Raw genomic sequence first — 18,100 nt, 5'->3', positions numbered from 1 at the left:
ACTACTAATTTAGTAATTCCCCAAAAACATAGTTTAAAAACTATCATTTTGATGGTTAGACGATAAAATTTAAAAGTTGGACGATAAAGGTTGATGTATGAGTGATGAAGCCTGTGATTTGCTCAATAATTAAACAGTCCATTAGCATTTAACTTTTGCAAATAAAAAAAGATACCCGATAAGCCATTAGAGACTTATCGGGTATCTTTTGTGTAAGCAGTGATTATTTTTGAATAAATTGTTGTGTCCAGTAGTTACCTGATTTCACGTAACCTACACCGATGTGCGTAAATTTACCATTTAAAATGTTCGCACGGTGACCTGGTGAGTCCATCCACGCTTGTACTACTTCTTGTGGTGAACGTTGACCTTGAGCAATGTTTTCTCCAGCACCTTTATAAGTGATGCCTAAAGCTTTCATACGATCAAATGGTGAACCGAATGTTGGACTTGTATGTGAGAAATACTTGTTTGTTTGCATATCTTGTGATTTTTCACGAGCTGCAGCCATTAATTTCGCATCTGTTTGAAGTGGTGATAAACCAGCTTTTGTACGCTCAGCGTTTGTTAATTTTACTACTTCCTGTTCAAATGCGTTCACATCTGAAGTTGTTGTTGATGGTGTTGAAGTAGCTGGTGGTGTTGCTGGTTTTTCGTTTTGTGATGATTGATTATTATTTGGCGTTGGTTGTGTATTATTATTTGTTGTTGGCACCTCTTTAGATGGTGTAGATGCCTGTGGTAATTTGATATTCCACTTATGATTGTTTGACCATTTATAATAATAAACTTTACAGTTCGTTGATTGCTGTACAGAATCCCCTTCTGTTGTATTAGCAGCAGCTGAAGCTATTTGAATTGGAGCTGCTAAAAGAATTGTTGCACAAATTGCAGTGAGTGTTTTTTTCATGTTTGCAATTCCTCCTTCTCTGCAACTAATCGTAAAGGATGATTTTCATAAAAATCTTACCAACATTTGCTAACGTCTCCAACGAAGAAAGAAATGCGCGAAAAATCGCGTTTTTTTTGCACTATTTTTTACTAGTTTTCGCCAATCTATGAAATACTTACGTTTGAAAGAGGGTTGACACCCCTCTTAAACTCGTTACTATTTTCGAAAATACGCATCTAAAATGAATAAAAAATGATGGTTTTATGCACTAGATTCTCAGCCTATTTTCTTACCTTCAATTATGGAATAGACCTAGAGATAGCTAGTGTCGCGTGTTTATTGCTATTCAATATTACAGTTGTGTTACAAAGGCATTACAATTCATTTACATAAAAATAAAATAACCTGCGTAAAGCTACATATGACGTACATATGCAACATTTCGCAGATTATCAAATTTATTCATTGTCCCCCAATGATAGGTAAAGAACTGACATTTTCTCCAATAATGACAAGTTTTGCTGGCATTTTGATATACTCCGGGAGCCATTGGACCATTCCATAAGCATATTGAAACAGCATCGGATTTTTAATGCCCTCAATCGGCACATAGCCCTTCATACGATAAATCGTTTCTGGTAATGTACGAATCCAATCTTCAAATTGCTCCTGTGTAAATTCGCTATCTGTGAATTCCACTAAGCGTGAGCCAAGCTGCATGGAGGCTATTGGCGCTTTGACAATGTCAGCTTTATCAACCTGTGCCGTTGCCTTTAAGCCTTCAAGTAAGTGAAGTGGGACTCGCCCATTCGTTGTTTGCAAAATAAAGGCATGTGGATTTAAGCCTTGGAGTTCGTAGACCACTTGTCCTTGCTCTGCCTCTGTTAATAAATCTGTTTTATTTGCTAATAATAAGTGCGCATGTCGAATTTGCTCCATAAATAAAGAGCGTACTTGCGGTGTTAACGTATCACGGTGCAGCCAGAGCTTGGAATCAGCCACTGTGATAATGCCTTTGACATTTAACTGATCTGCAAAAAGTGGTGAATACACAGCATCTAATGCTTCCACAGGATGAGCAGCTCCCGTTGTTTCAATAATTAATACATCAAAATCACTATCTAATAGAAGAGATTGAATTTGTGCCTCCGTTTTTTCAGCACCTGAACAGCAAATACAGCCCTCTAGCATCTCCTTGAGCGGGATATCTTTCTCCACTGCCTGTGAGTCAAATGGCAGCTTTCCTAGCTCATTCATAATAACTGCAGGCTTTAGATTCTTTTCTTTTAATTGGCGAATGACATCCGTAAGCATGGATGTTTTGCCACTCCCTAAAAAGCCACTAAATAGGTATACATCTTTCATCATTTTTCCTCCTATAAAAAAAGCTGTCGCAAATGCCGTGAAAGACGACCGTTGCGACAGCTACATTGTTAGTTTGTTGTGTCCTCTGTTTTTTCGGCTGTTCCTGAAAGAAGCTCTTTCGCTTTTAATAACTGAGGATCATCGGCTTTCATTTTTGCACGTAAAGCATCCATTAACGCATACGTTGTATTGCCTGTTAAAATACCTGTTTCTTCAAGGTTATTCGCTGCTTGTAGTTTTTCTACAGCACGTGCAGTATTGTCATCGAAAATACCATCTATTTCACCAGGCTCATACCCTAGCACTTGAAGCATCTCCTCCGCTGCTTTTACAGAGTCCGACTGTAAGCCTGTCTTCATTTCTAAAGAGGCATTCAAGTAAGGTAAAGTAGCATACGATGGATAACCAACTTTGACATCAGGTTCAATGCCTTTTTCGTTAATCCAGTTCCCATTCGGTGTTAACCATTTACCTGTTGTAAATTTCAGATTAGAGCCGTCTTTTAATGGTGTTACATTTTGGACAGTCCCTTTACCGAAGGATGTTTCACCTACAACTTTGGCACCTACAGATTCTTTTAATGCACCTGCTAAAATCTCAGAGGCAGAGGCACTACCACTATCGACAAGTACTGTAATTGGTAGGTTATATTTTTTACCTGCAATGGCATTAGTAATCTGAGGCTCTGCATCTTTTTCTTGTACCTGAACAATCGCTTTTCCTTCTGGTACAAAGAAATTAGAAATATCGACAGCAGCCGTTAAATAGCCACCAGGATTTTGACGTAAATCTAAAACAATGCCTTTCATTCCTTTGCCTTCATACTCAGCAAGGATTTTTTCAAGCTCTTTCGTTGTTTGTTCACTAAATGATGTAATTTGAATATGGGCAATATTGCCATCAAGCATTTCCCCATAAACTGTTTCTACTGGGATTTCATCACGAACAATGGTCATGTGAATAGCCTCTGTGTTTTCGCCGCGTTTCACCGTTAATTTCACTGGTGTTCCTTTCTCACCGCGAATTAAAGCAACCGCTTCTGTTGCACTCAAGCCTTGAATGCTTTTCCCATCAACCGTTAAGATGATATCTTTTGGTAATAAGCCTGCCTTTTCTGCAGGAGAATTTTTGATAGGTGACACAACTGTAATATAACCATTACGCTCTTGGATTTCCGCTCCAATTCCTTGGAAGCTAGAAGATAAACCAGAATTAAATTGATCTGCTTCTTCCTTTACCATGAAGTCAGAATAAGGATCGCCTAATGCATCGAACATACCATTAATAGCACCATCGACTACTTTTTCATCATCAATATCTTGGTAATAGTTATTTTTCAGTAAATCAAATGCTTCATATAATTTTGTAAATTCCTCACGTTCAGTCGGAACTTTCACTTCTACTACTTTCTTATCACCAAACGTTAACGCAAAAATCGTTAACCCTGCCGTAATAAGGATTGTAAAGAACATTAGCATGATAAATTTAAACGGTTTCAGTTGTATAAATTGTCCTGCCGGCTTTACTTCTGCTGGAGTCGGCTCCTGCTGCTGTTCTGTACTTTCATTTTTCTGTTCATCCATCTTGATTGTCACCACTCTCATATACACTAACTTGTTGTCACACTACTACCATCTTAACAGGTTATCCAGAAGACGAAAAGAAAAAGACTGCCAAAACTTCATGACAAACCTTAACCTATCATGCTTCATCCTATCTAGCATCCTAGCACCTATTTACTCATCATACTGTTAAGTTTAGGTATATAATGGTACTGCCTTTTAATTTTACTCATTTCCTAGTTGCAGTCAACCAAAAACTCAAAGAATCATAGAAATGCTATAAGAATATAACGTACAAGTGACGAAAAAAGTTGCAGCTCCTTAGCAACTATTCATTCTTTTTCACCTTTTTTATAGACCATATGAACAGTTAATCGACGGAAGGAAAGCAGTTGCCCTTTATATACGACTGAAAAATTACCATACAGTGTAGGCGCTTTTTCCATTAGCTCATCTCTTGAAGCTCGATCAACTTAGGCTACAATCCTAACTTTCGTGCAGCCATTTGAATGTTTCCGTCGCAACGTCTACATAGGAAGATTGAAAGTTTGCTAATCGCTCCTGCCCATTCTCTCTAGCAACGCACTATCCATTTCAACAAGCTCTACATTTGCCATGCTATTTTCCTCCAATAATTTTGCTGAGCTAACATTACCATTTTAGCGAATCATTCAAATGCCTCGTGAATCGCCTTTTCCATTGTTGTCGCATATGATGCAAGTAATGACAATTGTAAGGAGGCAGGAAAATGGGAAGAAATAATAAACAGAACCAGAACAATGATTCAATGGATATTTATATTGCAAAGTTAGCCTATATCGGCACAGCCATTTCAACTTTAGGGGATGGCATTCAGACCATCGCAGCTGGTCTAGCCCTAGAGGCACTACAAAATGCGAAGAACGATTCTTCTCCAACAAATAATGGTGATCAAACAGCCAAAGTCGATAACATGCAGAAACAAATCGATTATTTAATTGCTGAACTAAAGCAAATCAAAAAAATGTTAAAATAACCTTTACATAAAGAGTAGTGTGGAAGCCAAATACCTACCACACTACTGTTTTTTTATCTTCTGATGAGTCCTTTGTAGTTCCATCAATTCAGAAACCGTCACAAACTGGTAGCCCTGCTTTTCAAGCTCTGGCAAGATTTGCTCCAATGCTTTGACGGTTTGGGCTCGGTTTCCGCCACCATCATGAAACAGCACGATATTGCCAGCCTTTACGCCTTTTAAAACCGTATTAACGATGCGATTGACCCCAGGATTCTTCCAATCGAGCGTATCCAAATGCCAAGACCACATAACGACTTTATAGCCTTTTTTGGCAATCGCCTCTATCATGGCATCGGTATATTGCCCTTCAACGGGGCGAAATAAGGTTGGCTGATAGCCCGTAATTCCTGCAATTACCTCATCTGTTTGTTGAATTTCCTTCATTAAATTAGGTACATTTGTTTTTAAAGGGTGTGTAAAGGTATGATTGGCCAATTCATGCCCTTCTTCATACATTCTTGCTATCAATTCAGGATTTTTTTCTGCATTTTGACCAACAATAAAAAAAGTAGCTTTCGCATTGTATTTCTCTAATACATCAAGAACATCCGCTGTATAGGTACGATGTGGACCATCATCAAACGTTAAGGCAATGATTTTTTCCTCTGTTTGGATTTCCCAAAGAATTTGTCCTGCTTCTTCATAATACTTTCTCCCTTTATTTTCAGAAGAACTTACTTTGACATAAAAAAACGACACCGTGATCAAACAAAGTGGTAGTAAAAACAGTAAAAATTTTTTCACATTTTCACGTCCCCAAATAATTTTCGTACTTTATTATTTGTGGATTTCATAAAAAAATGCTTATGTTTAGCTTTATTTCATTAAAATTTATCATGACGTATGTTTTCCAGGCTCCTATAATTTTTTTGTTGAAGCTTGTCCACAACATTCAATCACACCATGGTGTATTTGTCGCAGACGCTTCACTTTTGCCGATCGTTACATCCTGTGACATGCTTTCACCATTATTACCACGTGGCGCTCACCCGCCAAAAAGTATTCATTGCCCCTATAGAGAAGGGAGTCTTCAGTTGAATCATGAGGATAAGATGGGTATGTAGTACGTCATCAAGCAAAGTCAAGACAAAAACACTATGCATGAAACTATCATTTATAAAAGGACCTCCTTTTACTGGCCAAAAGCAAAAACAAGGTTTGTTTCACAAACGATTTCTCCATTCACTGTGGCAACCCCACTTCCTTTACCGACTGTCCCTTTCACACGGTTGATTACTACCTCAAGCCGTAGCTGATCACCAGGCTTTACTTGTTTTTTAAAGCGACAATGATCAATGCCCGCAAGCAAGCCTAACCGCCCCTCATTCCCTGCCTTTGTCAGCATAATGACTGCACTGACTTGCGCTAACGCTTCCACAATGAGCACACCTGGCATGACAGGATAATGTGGAAAATGTCCCTGAAAGAACTCCTCATGGATTGTCACATTTTTCAATCCGACTGCACGCTTCCCCTCCTCTAATTCCAAAATACGATCTACTAAAAGAAACGGATAGCGATGTGGTAATATTCCTTGCAATTGTTGACTTGTTAACATATTGATTCCTCCACAGCATTTTTATAACCTTATTCTAACACTAAATATTAGTACTTAGTAATAAAAATGAAGTTAGTCAAAAAATGACTGTCCGACAATGACAAATAGAAAAATGGCCGTACCAAAAGAAAGAATACTAATGGTAGATCGTTTGGCTCTTTGCCACTCTCTCATACCAATGAGTAAAAATGTACAACCTAATAACATGAAAGTAACTGGTAAGAACGAAAAATCTTTTGTAATAAGACCATACATACTCGTCACCACAATTGGGATAAATATGAATAGTTGTAGACAATAGGACCATTTCATGCCGATCATCTCCTCACTAAATTATTTTCTGAATTTTTTTTCATTCCTTTTTCAATATTTCTTTATCGACAGCCCTATAGTCGCTGGAATATAATATTCCATGCATTCACCTTAGATTGATTAGTTTATTAGAATAGGAAGGTTTCGCATGTTATCTTTTATCGCAATAGTACTTTTATTATTTTTAATCCCAGGTCCTGCTGTTATTATCACGATTACACAAACATTAAAAAGTGGCAAAAAGAATGGTATTTATACCGCTTTAGGCATCGGTCTTGGAGATTTAGTTCATACGTTAGCGGCTGTTTTAGGTCTTTCTGCTATTTTGATGAAATCAGCCACAGCCTTTGAGGTAGTGAAATATATTGGGGTGGCCTACCTTGTTTATTTAGGTATTCAGATGCTCCTCACAAAACCAAAAAAAATTGAACAACCAACTGTGGAACAAAGCCCTGCTAGTACATCATTCCGCCAAGGCTTTTTAGCAGAAATTTTAAATCCCAAGACAGCTTTATTTTTCCTTGCTTTCTTACCACAATTTGTACAGCACAACGAGCAATCTGTCACAAGCCAATTGCTAACACTAGGCATCACCTTTGTTGTGATGAGTGCTTTGTATACAATACTACTAGCAATTATTACAAGCTTCATTGGTGAAAAAATCTTTACGAAAACAAGTGGTAGCTCACGTTGGCTTGAAAAAACTGTCGGCTTTGTCTATATCGGTCTCGGTGTCCGTTTAGCACTACAGACACAAAGTAGATAATCTGGAGAGGAACACAAAAGAGTGTTCTTCTTTTTTTTGCAGGAAAATGGAGAATTTTAGCCAATACATACTAAAAAGGAGGGGTGAACTTGAATGAACGTCAAGAAAATTTATTTCAGCAGTTAGCACATTACCGTAGCGAGTTACTCCATTTGCTAGAGCATGTGTCAGAAGAAAAGGCAAATATCATTCCAGCTGGTTTTCATAATAATATTCGATGGAATATGGGCCATCTTTATCTCGATCAATATTTATGGCTAGAGGCGTTAACAAAAGAAAAGGATACAGCATTAGTAGCTCTCATGAAATGGTTTAGCTTTGGTACGTCGCCTAAGCATTTTGACGAAAAAACGCCCACATTCGAGGAGTTAAAAAAGTGCTTGGCTCAGCAGCCTTCACAGATAAAGGAACGATACGGTCATCGATTGGCTGAGGAATTCCCACCTATCGACACGGGTATGCAGACCATTGAACAAGTACTCCTACGTACCATCTTTCATGAAGGTATGCATTTACAAGCAATTGTCACCATTCATCGATGCCTAAACGAAGTAACAGACCGAGTTTAATACAGGGTCTGTTGCTTATTTGTTTATTGATAATTTTCGAGATACTTTCCTTTTTCAAAAATTTCTTTCGGACTTAAGGCAGTCCACTCCTCTATCGATACATTGGGATGCAAATCGAGATAAGATTTAACCATTTTATAGCCTTCGCTGTAGCCATAACTAAAGGGAAGACCATTTCCACCTCTAATTATTTCTAGGGCACGAATCAAGTTATGCTTTTCCAAATCCGCTGCAACATCAGACCAATAAACTTTGTTGTAATCCAAATCTATTCGCGTAAAATTTAAATCAGGATAAACTAATTTTTCAAACATCACTGCCCTTCCTTCAAATATGAGATGATCTAGCACTGTCCCTTCACTACGCGGGCGTTTTTCAGTTGCAACACTATGATGATATTCATGGGCAATTACAGCCCTAATAAATTCATTTGTATAATATTTATTATAGAGGGCTGTTATTTTACCTGCACCAATCGTTACCATATTCGCGTTTACATCTGTGGCTGGAAAAACACATACCGTCGTTTCATTTTTAGTGGGAAGGAGTTCAGAAGATTTGAACAGACCTTCCTTAATACTCTTTTCTGTTGCTTCCCTATCAATTTTTTCGCTTAATAATTGATTTTCTTTCAATTGTTTGGTCGTGCTATTCAACACCGTCTCAGCCATGTTTATATATTCACCATTCTCAAAACATGCACTATAAACGGGATCAATGACCTCTTCTCGATAGATGTCCAATGGTGAACGATCTGGATTACTTTCTACCTTTTCCGTATAGTTTTGAAAAAGCTCAAAAGCATGAACTATTTTAAATGGTTGCTTCGTTTCTGGATGTTCGAATGAAACCGTGATACTTTCAATATCTGGTTTTTTATGGGAAGGCTTTTCTGTTTGTGCACAGGCACTAAACACGAAGCATAGCATCATTAATACGACAAAACCCTTTACATAATGCATCTTTTTCATCCGTCCTTTTCATCAATAAATAATTTACCCATGCTAACATTCATGAACAATATGCCTTGACGCTCGACAGTTTGTCTTTGAATGATTTGGTCTCCTTTTCGTTCAAAGAAGGGTCTCGCTGTAAGACTAGCATCTGTGTAGATATGGGTAAGACCAAGCTTTTTTGCGTCCGCTTCTAGTAAATCTACTAAGGCTGCTGCAATCCCCTGTCTTTGAAAATCCTTATGGACATAAAAGTATGTACGGTTTCGTTAAATAATTGCAGAATTTCTTCTAAATCGTCATGATAGTTTGTAAAATCAAGCATCTATACACCCCTTTTCTCCCAATCTATTATACCAATGATATGATATTTATGTAAAATTATAGAAAGCCTATAGATCAAAGTAATCTATAAGCTTCTCTTCGTTTTACTGTTTCGGTGTATTGGCTGTCAGTGGATTCGCATTGGCGACTAATTGTACAGGCGTCGTCGTTTGTTGAGAGCTATCCTTCTGTCCTTGATTTGATTTCCCATAACCTTTCATGGCAGCAAACAGTGCTGCACCAACAATACCCCAGGTCAATAATTTCATTTAAAAACCTCCCTTCACCGTTAGTATTCGAGAACAATTACGGAATATAGCTGTAAAAAATTAGCGACCAATAGCCAATAACTATGGTAAAATATTGAAGATGCTAAAAACTCGAATATAGGAGGTTGACTACCATGAAAAAAGTCTTCACTGGACTATTGTTAACATCTATGTTTTTTGTGGCTTTTCCGGCTGATGCTGCCACTACACAAATTAAAATAGATGACGTAATAGTAAAATCTGATACAGCACCCGAGCAAAGAAGCAATCGAATCATGGTGCCATTGCGTGTGATCAGTGAAAATCTAGGTGCGCAAGTGCATTGGAAGGATTCACAAATTACCCTTGCCATGAATAAAACATTGATTGTATTAAATCTCAACAACAAGACTGTCATGAAAAATGACAAAACAGAGCAATTGGATGTACAGCCATACATGAAAAATAATCGTACCTATGTACCGATTCGCTTTATTGCGGAAACATTTGGCAGTCAGGTCCAATACAATCAAGGTACAGTCAGTATCACTTCTGAACCACTACTACTTGACAATAAAAAAATAAAAGCCCTCCGCTATGAATATCAAATGACAATGGGTGGTGTTATTCAAGACATTAAAGGCAATGCTTATCATAAAGCGCTTTATCAAGTTTTCCAGCAAAAAGGAAACAAAGTAGAGGCACCTAAAGAATATTCATGGCAAATTAATTTAGACATACCTGGTTCCTATTCTAAACGTGGGCAATATCGTTTTATGAGCGATGATACGAACACAGTCAAACAATTTGATATTTATTCATTAAATACTGCATTCCCTGATGAACTATTACAAGGTCATCCCCATCATCTACTGCATGATGTGTTTGAAGATAGCTGGTATATTTTCACAGATCAAGCAGTTCAATCTATAAAACAGCTTATAAACAATGCTGCCACTAATGGCTTTAGTACCATTATTAGTAATACAGTAGCATAATTTTTTGTAAGCGATGTTCAACATATTCTGCATGAAAATGGACAAAATATTCATATCAACATCGAATATATGGAGGTTTGCCTCATGCAGAAGCTACTGTTATTAAGTTGCGTGCTATTTTCCCTCTTAGCTGCCTGTTCTGCGGAAGAAGCTCCGCCTAGCGAAGAAGCGGAAGCTAAAGAACAAACCGTCAATGCGCAGCCACAAGAAAACCTGAATACTTTGGGATATGACCAACTCCCAGCAAAGGATGAATAACGAGAAAAGTAGAGAGCATCCAAACACGCTTCTATAAAATTCTATCGTTGTCTAACCTGAAAAAGTATGCCACAAGTATCGTAGAAAACCTTTAATAGGTCATCCTGAAAACTAAAAAAACAGCAAGTTTGAGCCTAAAACTCACACTTGCTGTTTTCTTCTATAGGTAACACAGTAGAATATTTAATTTCCCTCAAGGATAAGTTCGTTTGAATTCTAGAAACCCCTAGCTTATTTAATTTGCGGATGAATTGATCTAATTCTTTGCGATCTCGAATGACAACCTTTAACAAATAATCATATGCACCTGTTAAACAATGACATTCCATGATTTCGGTCATCGTTTTTAAGCTGTCCTCCAATTCCTCGATTTCCTTCGCTTGGTGAATATTAGTGCTCATAAAGACATAGCACAGTAAATCAAATCCTAGCTTTTCTTGATTTAAAATAGCCACTTGCTGATCGATATATCCTTCTGTTTCAAGGCGTTTGACCCTTGTATGAGTTGCTGGCGGAGACAAGTTTACTCGTCTAGCCAATTCTGCATTACTGAGTTGCACCTCTCTCTGCAAAATCGCTAAAATTTGAAGATCCACACTGTCTAATGCTTTATTTTTAATCTCCTCCATTGTTATCTCTCCTTTTGATTGTTATTCGGCAAGTACATATTAGACTCTATTTCAGAATATTCTTCTGAAATTTATTAAATTTATTTTAATTATTTCAAATTAGTACAATTATACAAAATATTATACAGACAAAATATCAATAATGCTATGATTCTTAATATACATAAAATCATAGGAGGGTTACATACCTTGGTCAAATTTTATATGGGCTTAATGCTCGTCACAAGCTTACTTTGGGGAGGCAATTTTGTTGTGGCCAAGACGCTTGTGGCACATGCCTCTCCGATGACTTTAACGATGGCAAGATGGTTCATTGCGGTGATTGTCCTTATACCATTAGTCTGGTGGAAAGAAAAGAAGCTAGTCCCTGCAAAAGCAGCTCTTGTGCCGTTATTGTTCATGGGTATTACAGGTGTCGCCTTGTTTAATATTTTTCAATTTTTAGCGTTGGAGCGAACAACATCCACGAATGCAGGGCTTATTTCAACGATGAATACGATGTCCATAGCCCTTTTTTCATTTGCTTTTCTCAAAGAAAAAATAAATGGCTTGCAGCTTTTGGCTATGACTCTTTCTTTCATGGGGGTGGTTCTCGTCCTTTCGAAAGGAGATTTGCAGCAGTTACTGGATTTTCAATTGAATACAGGGGATTTATGGATGGTAGCTGCGGTTTGTGTCTGGGGACTTTACTCGGTTTGTAGTAAGTGGGCTATGAAAACAACCTCTCCATTAATGGCCACATTGTATGCGGGAGTGTTCGGTGTTCTTACTCTTGTCCCGTTCACCAGTACGGAATTCACCTTCTCTAATATCAATCCATCTTTCATCCTTTCTCTTCTGTATACAGGGATTATCTCTACTGTCGTTTGTATGGTCTTTTGGAATATAGGCGTACAGCAATTAGGAGCCACAACCTCTGGCATTTTCCTAAACTTCAATCCAATTTTCACTGCCCTGCTCGCGTTCTTCTTTATCGGAGAAAAGCTGAGTTGGCTTCAAGGCATTGGAGGACTGATCGTTATTATGGGCTGTTATTTATTTACGCACTTTAAAACCAAAATGCCACAGAATCAAGTTTGTCATTAACATAAGATGCAAGATGCCTTCCCCCTCTCAGTATTCGCTGAGGGAGAAGGCATCTAATTGATTAGTTGTTTTCTTTGGTAATACAACAAATGAAACAGCAGTTCCTTCATGCAGCTTGCTTGTTATGTGTAAGCCTTGACCGTAATGCTGTTGCAGACGTCTATGGGTATTCGATAAGCCAATACTTCTGGATGGACGTTTGTTCGGCTGTAGTAGCTTCGCCAATTGCTCTTCGTCCATACCAACGCCATCATCTGAGACACTAATTTCGATATGAGTACCACAATTAATGATACGAATGTGAACGGTTCCCCCTTCAACACGCTTTAAAATACCATGCTTTAATGCATTTTCAACTAGCGGTTGAATGGTTAGCGATGGAATCAATACATTCGTCGCTGTATCTAAGTCCCATACGACGCGAATACGTTCACCAAAACGTTCCTGCTGAATATAGAGGTAGGCTTGAATTAACCGAAGTTCATTTTCTAATGGAACAAGCGCTTCTACGTTTTGAAAATTATAGGATTCTCTTAAAAAATCACTTAATGCCTCTACTAATTTAGCTGTCCGCTCACTGTCCAATTCACTTAACGTTAAGATAGCATTTAATGTATTAAAGAGAAAATGGGGCTCGATTTGTGCCTGAAGCCACGCTGCCTCCATACGATGTCGTTCTTGAATAGATCGCTTCACCTTTGTTAATGCCTCAACGCGAGATCGAAGCTCTAAGGCATCAACAGGCTTGACGACATAATCATTGGCCCCCGCTGAAAAGCCATTTTCAATATCATGTGGCTGACTACGTGCAGTTAGTAATAGTACGGGTAAATCCGTCATGAAGAATTGCTTACGGATGATTCGTACTAATTCATAGCCATTCATTTTCGGCATCATTACGTCTGAAATCACTAAATCCCATTCCTGGGACCGTATATATTCAAGTGCCTGCAAACCACTTGTCACCGTGACGACATCATACTGCTCATTCGCCAAGAGGGTTTCCACCACTCTTAAATTGATGGGCTCATCATCCACTACTAAAATTCGTGGTTGATTCCACGCATCTCCTACATCGTTCATTCCATCTTGCTGTACCTCAGGGCTTTCCTGTTTTTGATGAGTCTGCTGTGCAAGCGTTACCTCTTGAGCTTCCGCTTCGTCAGATAGTGGTAATGTGAAGGTAAAGGTGGTGCCTTGTCCCACCACTGATTGTACGTCCAATGTTCCCCTTTGTAGTTCAACCAGTCGCTTACAAATACTAAGCCCTAGCCCAAATCCGCCCTCTACTATCGTCTTACTGACAGTACCTTGCTCATATGGCTCAAATAATCGCTGCATGGTTTCCTCATCTATGCCAATGCCCGTATCTGCCACCACAATCTTCGCCATGCTAGCCTCGGTATAGCCCGAAATCGTAATAGTACCTTCATTAGTAAATTTCACGGCATTATGTACCAAATTAAAAATAATTTGGATTACCCGATTTTCATCTGCCAATACTTTTTGAAAGTCTGCTGGAATTTGCTGAACAAACTGAACTGGCTTTCCTTCAATCATAAAACGTAGCATATCGAAGACGCCAGCCACGATGGTATGAATGGAAACCGTGGTCAGATGCAATTTTTGAGTATTATCCTTTAGGCTCATCACATCAAGTAAATCGTTCAATAAATGCGACATTCGTTGCCCAACAGACAGCACCGTTTCTAAATCATGGACGCTTTTATGACTAAGTGCATGAGACTCACGCTCTAAAACAGCCTTGGACATATTGATAATACTATGAAGCGGATTGCGTAATTCATGGGAGGTGCTTGCCAGAAATTCATCCTTTAGTTTATCTGTCTCTTGCAATTTTTGGGCAAGGTCTTTTGTATCCGCATGCACTTTTGCGTAATCTTTAAACCACAATGTCGCTAAACAAGCAATGGTCATTATCAAATCAAAGGGATATGAAATCACCTTGATTCCTGAAATCAGTAGCAAAATATCCCAAAGAATACTATTAATAAATGCAAGGATTGCTAAAAGTAGAAAAACATGCTGACGGATATCTTTGAGCGCCTTTCCTAGCATCATCATCATGGTGATCACAATGGGAACGCCTAAAATGACAATATAAACACTTTGTATCGACACTACATATCGTGTTGGTAGTACAATAGCCAACACAGCTGCACAGGCACATACAAGGGCAAATCCCTGCTGATAACGGTGAAAATGGCGCGGTAGCCATGGATCGATACATTGTAGCAGGGAATAGCCAATGCCAATCATCGAAAGGTGAACCAATATAAACCCCCAATCATAATTGATTGGAAACCAAAATGAAAGAAGCTTATCGTCACTCCCTAATAGATAATAAAACATGATACTGACGGTTAAGAGTGAAAAGAACAGTAAAGGTCTTTCCTTATTTCCAACTAAATATAGGATGATCGAGTAAAGGGCATGTAAAAGTAAAACGACTGCCACTAATAGCTGCATGGTAATAGACAATTGTGTTTCGCGATAGATAACATCTTCATATCCAAATTTTATAGACCGCACAATTCCCCCATTACGAGGATCTTGAAAGTTAGCCACTTGCACAACAATGTCGATTTCACTTTGGCCCTTTGTGTCAAAAGAAGCTGTAAATGGAACATTTTTGGCCATCGTTTGCGCTCGATTTTCACCTAGCTCACCAGCCTTCGCAACTAAACGATCATTTACATATATTTCTGCTGCACTACGAATGCTAGGCACCCTTATGCTAAATGTTTTTGTTTCTTCTGGATTAACCTGTATTTTCAAATGATAGGAGCCATAGCCATATGGCGTCAGCTTACCTTCTTGAAAAATTTGATCCCAACCATCTGGAACCTGTATGTACGTGCGGGGGAAAGGTGGTTGATTACTATCCATCAACCAGTGAGAAGAATAAAATGCCCATTCACCATCCAGCGTCAAAGCATTCTGTTGAAAATCAAAATCCCGTACATCGATTTGTCCTTTTTCTGCGTAGGGTTGGTCTGGCTGAGTAAATAAATGCAACCACAATATGCGTGTGCTCGTTAACAAAATAAAAAATAAGAGAATAATGATCGCTATTTTTTTCTTTTTCATAAGTGAATCTCGTCAAAGGGCAACATAGTATTTCTCCTTTGCGAACGCCACCTCCTAGGTCTTGATCGAGTAATGATCTTACAACCTTCCAATTCTACCAAGCACATCTCTACAAATTCTGAACAAATTCTTAATATAGTCCTAATCGAACAACGGGCTCTGATTTGGTTGAGCCATTTCGCCAAAACATTTCATATACTTCCACAACCCTTTCTATCCAATGCCTGTAAGTAAAGTCGGGTTTTTGGAACTTTTTGCCATAAAAAAGCAGCTACTCCGATAAGGAATGAACTGCACCCCAATTGTTAGACACAGCATTTAACAATTGGAGGTGTAGTTTTTTTATGACTAAATTTACGAGCGAGATAAAGTTAAAGATTATTCAAGGCTTTAATTCAAAGATTTTTTCTCAACAAGAGTATGCAAAACAGATGGGAGTAACAAGAGCACAATTTCAATATTGGTTAAAGTTATATGAATTACATGGAGATGAAGGGTTTAGGAATACCTATACAAATTATTCTGTACCATTTAAACTAGACGTATTAAATTACATGGTTCAATCTGGTGCGTCATTAATGGATACCGCAGCTCTTTTTAAAATCTCAAGTTATACAATAGTGTATACTTGGCAAAAACAAATGGAGGTTGGCGGTTTAGATGCCCTTGAATCAAGACAAAAGGGGCGTCCATCGATGAAAAAACAATCGACGAAACAATCCTGGCTGAAGGATCTGTCGAGGCACTAGAAGCACGTATTAAACAACTTGAAATGGAAAACGAGTATTTAAAAAAGTTGAATGCCTTATTTCAAAACAAGGAAAAATCATGAAACAAGACAAAGCAAAAGTAGTCTTTGAGTTAAGGCATAAATATTCGATGAAGGCGCTTGTGAAACTCGCTGGTATTCCACGTAGCACGTATTATGATTTAGTAAAGAAAATGAACCGAATAGATCCAGATGCCGATTTAAAAGTAGAAATCAATTCAATTTACGATGAACATGAAGGACGTTATGGCTATCGTCGTATTCGTGATGAGCTAGCTAATCGTGGTAAGAACGTGAATCACAAGAAGATCCAACGCATCATGAAAGAACTTGGATTAAAGTGCCTTGTGCGTATGAAAAAATATAAATCCTATAAAGGAACAGTCGGTAAAATTGCGCCTAATCATTTAGACCGCCAATTTACAGCGGACCCACCGAATGAAAAATGGGTAACCGATATTACGGAGTTTAAATTATTCGGCGAAAAATTATATTTATCACCTGTTTTAGATTTATTTAATGGTGAAATTATTACGTACACAATTGGCTCTAGACCAACTTATTCACTTGTTTCAGAGATGTTAGATAAAGCTTTGGAGCGTCTACCAGAAGGCCATCAGCTTCTCATGTATTCAGATCAAGGCTGGCACTATCAAATGAAGCAATATTGTCATGCGTTTCAATCAAGGGGTATTCTCCAAAGTATGTCTCGTAAAGAAAACTGTTACGACAACTCTGTAATGGAGAATTTCTTCGGGATTATGAAGTCTGAGTTTTTATACTTCAAAAAATTTGAAAGTGTAGACCATTTTAAAACTGAATTAGAAAAGTATATAACGTATTACAATACAAAAAGGATTAAGGCAAAATTAAAAGGCATGAGTCCGATACAATATCGAACCCATGCCCTAACCGCTGCCTAATGAAATAACCGTGTCTAACTTTTAGGGGTCACTTCACTCATAGGCTGCTTATTTTTAAATGATATAAATACGCTACATTTTAGTAGACCACGAAATTTTATTATTTTTTATACTTAAGCTGTGCATCTCTCATAATGGCTAGATCAGAATTATCACTATCTACAGTATTTAAAGAGTTAAGAGAAGAGTTAGATCCAAACATTGGCACTTTACCAGTAGTTACACCTCTAGGGGCATACATACCATCATCTACTGGAACCAAAAATAGTAAATATTCTTTATCAAACTCCATGTTCTCATAATCATTCACAGTATACATAGCATTTGTTTCTTTATCATAAAAAGCCATTTCTGACACAGTAATTTGAGAATTTGTTTTTATATCTTCTTTATTATCGTTATTTTTATAAACTTCTGAAATTAAAAAACTTGATTTAGTATATCCACCAATTACATCGTTATTAATGTCTGATCTAAAAACTTCAGTATCATTTTCTTTTGTTTTTGTACCAAGAACAATTACAGGTGATGCTTCTTCCATCTCTTCTAAATTATCAAAACCTAGAGTTTTACCTTCAAAATTAATAGTCTCTATTTTTTTATTATCTTTAATGCTTATAAAGAATATTAAACAAAAACACACTAAAAAAAAGCTAAACACTTGAAACTTTCTATTTTTCATACTACCTGCCCCTTTGTCGACAATTTTTGTGTGAGTAA

17 protein-coding genes and 2 pseudogenes are annotated in these 18,100 nt (G+C 37.8%); 7 read left to right on the top strand and 12 right to left on the bottom strand.

The window, feature by feature from the left end; translation table 11 throughout:
* Positions 1–223 precede the first annotated feature (223 nt).
* The 3 genes from NV349_RS10640 to NV349_RS10630 all read right to left on the bottom strand — a co-directional run bounded on the left by NV349_RS10640 (position 224) and on the right by NV349_RS10630 (position 3,840).
* A complete protein-coding gene (locus NV349_RS10640) occupies positions 224–910 on the bottom strand; it encodes a CAP domain-containing protein (RefSeq protein WP_036126066.1) in 687 nt (228 codons plus the stop codon).
* A gap of 444 nt (positions 911–1,354) precedes the next feature.
* On the bottom strand, positions 1,355–2,257 hold the full coding sequence (locus tag NV349_RS10635) for a CobW family GTP-binding protein (RefSeq protein WP_058844442.1): 903 nt from the start codon (positions 2,255–2,257) through the stop codon (positions 1,355–1,357).
* 68 nt (positions 2,258–2,325) lie between these two features.
* Complete coding sequence (locus tag NV349_RS10630; RefSeq protein ID WP_036126069.1) at positions 2,326–3,840, bottom strand: lmo1851 family serine protease; 1,515 nt, start codon at positions 3,838–3,840, stop codon at positions 2,326–2,328.
* Between the two features lie 727 nt (positions 3,841–4,567).
* Between NV349_RS10630 and NV349_RS10625 the strand changes: the two genes are divergently transcribed.
* Entirely contained in the window at positions 4,568–4,834 is a 267-nt protein-coding gene (locus NV349_RS10625; RefSeq protein WP_036126072.1) for a hypothetical protein, read from the top strand.
* 42 nt (positions 4,835–4,876) lie between these two features.
* Here the strand turns inward: NV349_RS10625 and NV349_RS10620 are convergent, their stop codons facing one another.
* The 3 genes from NV349_RS10620 to NV349_RS10610 all read right to left on the bottom strand — a co-directional run bounded on the left by NV349_RS10620 (position 4,877) and on the right by NV349_RS10610 (position 6,746).
* Positions 4,877–5,620, bottom strand: a complete 744-nt coding sequence (locus NV349_RS10620; RefSeq protein WP_036126074.1) for a polysaccharide deacetylase family protein — start codon at positions 5,618–5,620, stop codon at positions 4,877–4,879.
* A 388-nt stretch (positions 5,621–6,008) separates the two neighbouring features.
* A complete protein-coding gene (gene fabZ, locus NV349_RS10615; protein ID WP_249645693.1) occupies positions 6,009–6,434 on the bottom strand; it encodes a 3-hydroxyacyl-ACP dehydratase FabZ in 426 nt (141 codons plus the stop codon).
* Positions 6,435–6,506: 72 nt separating this feature from the next.
* Positions 6,507–6,746, bottom strand: coding sequence for a DUF3953 domain-containing protein (locus NV349_RS10610; RefSeq protein ID WP_170829865.1), 240 nt, complete (start codon positions 6,744–6,746; stop codon positions 6,507–6,509).
* Between the two features lie 148 nt (positions 6,747–6,894).
* Between NV349_RS10610 and NV349_RS10605 the strand changes: the two genes are divergently transcribed.
* Positions 6,895–7,512 (top strand): LysE family translocator, encoded by a 618-nt coding sequence (locus tag NV349_RS10605; RefSeq protein WP_036126079.1) that lies wholly within the window; start codon positions 6,895–6,897, stop codon positions 7,510–7,512.
* Positions 7,513–7,601: 89 nt separating this feature from the next.
* Complete coding sequence (locus tag NV349_RS10600; RefSeq protein ID WP_058844446.1) at positions 7,602–8,081, top strand: DinB family protein; 480 nt, start codon at positions 7,602–7,604, stop codon at positions 8,079–8,081.
* Between the two features lie 23 nt (positions 8,082–8,104).
* Here NV349_RS10600 and NV349_RS10595 read toward each other — a convergent pair whose 3' ends face one another.
* From NV349_RS10595 to NV349_RS10585, 3 genes and pseudogenes are all read right to left on the bottom strand, one after another.
* A complete protein-coding gene (locus tag NV349_RS10595; protein WP_089933634.1) occupies positions 8,105–9,043 on the bottom strand; it encodes a DUF2268 domain-containing putative Zn-dependent protease in 939 nt (312 codons plus the stop codon).
* Positions 9,044–9,048: 5 nt separating this feature from the next.
* Positions 9,049–9,279: pseudogene (locus NV349_RS10590) on the bottom strand (GNAT family N-acetyltransferase); the annotation flags it as partial.
* Between the two features lie 183 nt (positions 9,280–9,462).
* Positions 9,463–9,627 carry a hypothetical protein gene (locus NV349_RS10585; protein ID WP_170829866.1) on the bottom strand — a complete coding sequence of 55 codons (165 nt, stop codon included), beginning with the start codon at positions 9,625–9,627 and terminating at the stop codon, positions 9,463–9,465.
* Between the two features lie 134 nt (positions 9,628–9,761).
* Between NV349_RS10585 and NV349_RS10580 the strand changes: the two genes are divergently transcribed.
* Positions 9,762–10,604, top strand: coding sequence for a copper amine oxidase N-terminal domain-containing protein (locus tag NV349_RS10580; protein WP_058844448.1), 843 nt, complete (start codon positions 9,762–9,764; stop codon positions 10,602–10,604).
* Between the two features lie 84 nt (positions 10,605–10,688).
* The gene (locus tag NV349_RS10575) at positions 10,689–10,862 is read left to right on the top strand and encodes a hypothetical protein (protein ID WP_170829867.1); all 174 of its coding nucleotides are present in this window, start codon (positions 10,689–10,691) and stop codon (positions 10,860–10,862) included.
* Between the two features lie 134 nt (positions 10,863–10,996).
* On the opposite strand, the gene NV349_RS10570 is transcribed toward NV349_RS10575, so the two are convergent.
* Positions 10,997–11,491 carry an Lrp/AsnC family transcriptional regulator gene (locus tag NV349_RS10570; RefSeq protein ID WP_036126093.1) on the bottom strand — a complete coding sequence of 165 codons (495 nt, stop codon included), beginning with the start codon at positions 11,489–11,491 and terminating at the stop codon, positions 10,997–10,999.
* 204 nt (positions 11,492–11,695) lie between these two features.
* Here NV349_RS10570 and NV349_RS10565 point away from each other — a divergent pair, with 204 nt between their 5' ends.
* Complete coding sequence (locus tag NV349_RS10565) at positions 11,696–12,577, top strand: DMT family transporter (protein ID WP_419185192.1); 882 nt, start codon at positions 11,696–11,698, stop codon at positions 12,575–12,577.
* Positions 12,578–12,604: 27 nt separating this feature from the next.
* Here the strand turns inward: NV349_RS10565 and NV349_RS10560 are convergent, their stop codons facing one another.
* On the bottom strand, positions 12,605–15,688 hold the full coding sequence (locus NV349_RS10560) for a hybrid sensor histidine kinase/response regulator (RefSeq protein ID WP_036126097.1): 3,084 nt from the start codon (positions 15,686–15,688) through the stop codon (positions 12,605–12,607).
* Between the two features lie 344 nt (positions 15,689–16,032).
* Here NV349_RS10560 and NV349_RS10555 point away from each other — a divergent pair.
* A pseudogene (locus NV349_RS10555) lies at positions 16,033–17,380 on the top strand (IS3 family transposase).
* Between the two features lie 100 nt (positions 17,381–17,480).
* On the opposite strand, the gene NV349_RS10550 reads toward NV349_RS10555, so the two are convergent.
* A complete protein-coding gene (locus tag NV349_RS10550; RefSeq protein ID WP_271913336.1) occupies positions 17,481–18,062 on the bottom strand; it encodes a hypothetical protein in 582 nt (193 codons plus the stop codon).
* Between the last annotated feature and the right edge of the window lie 38 nt (positions 18,063–18,100).

This window comes from Lysinibacillus sp. OF-1, from assembly GCF_028356935.1.
In the GTDB taxonomy this organism is placed as follows: Bacteria; Bacillota; Bacilli; order Bacillales_A; family Planococcaceae; genus Lysinibacillus; species Lysinibacillus fusiformis_D.
Note: the sequence above shows the minus strand (reverse complement) of the source record. Positions and strands in the feature narration are given on the sequence as shown.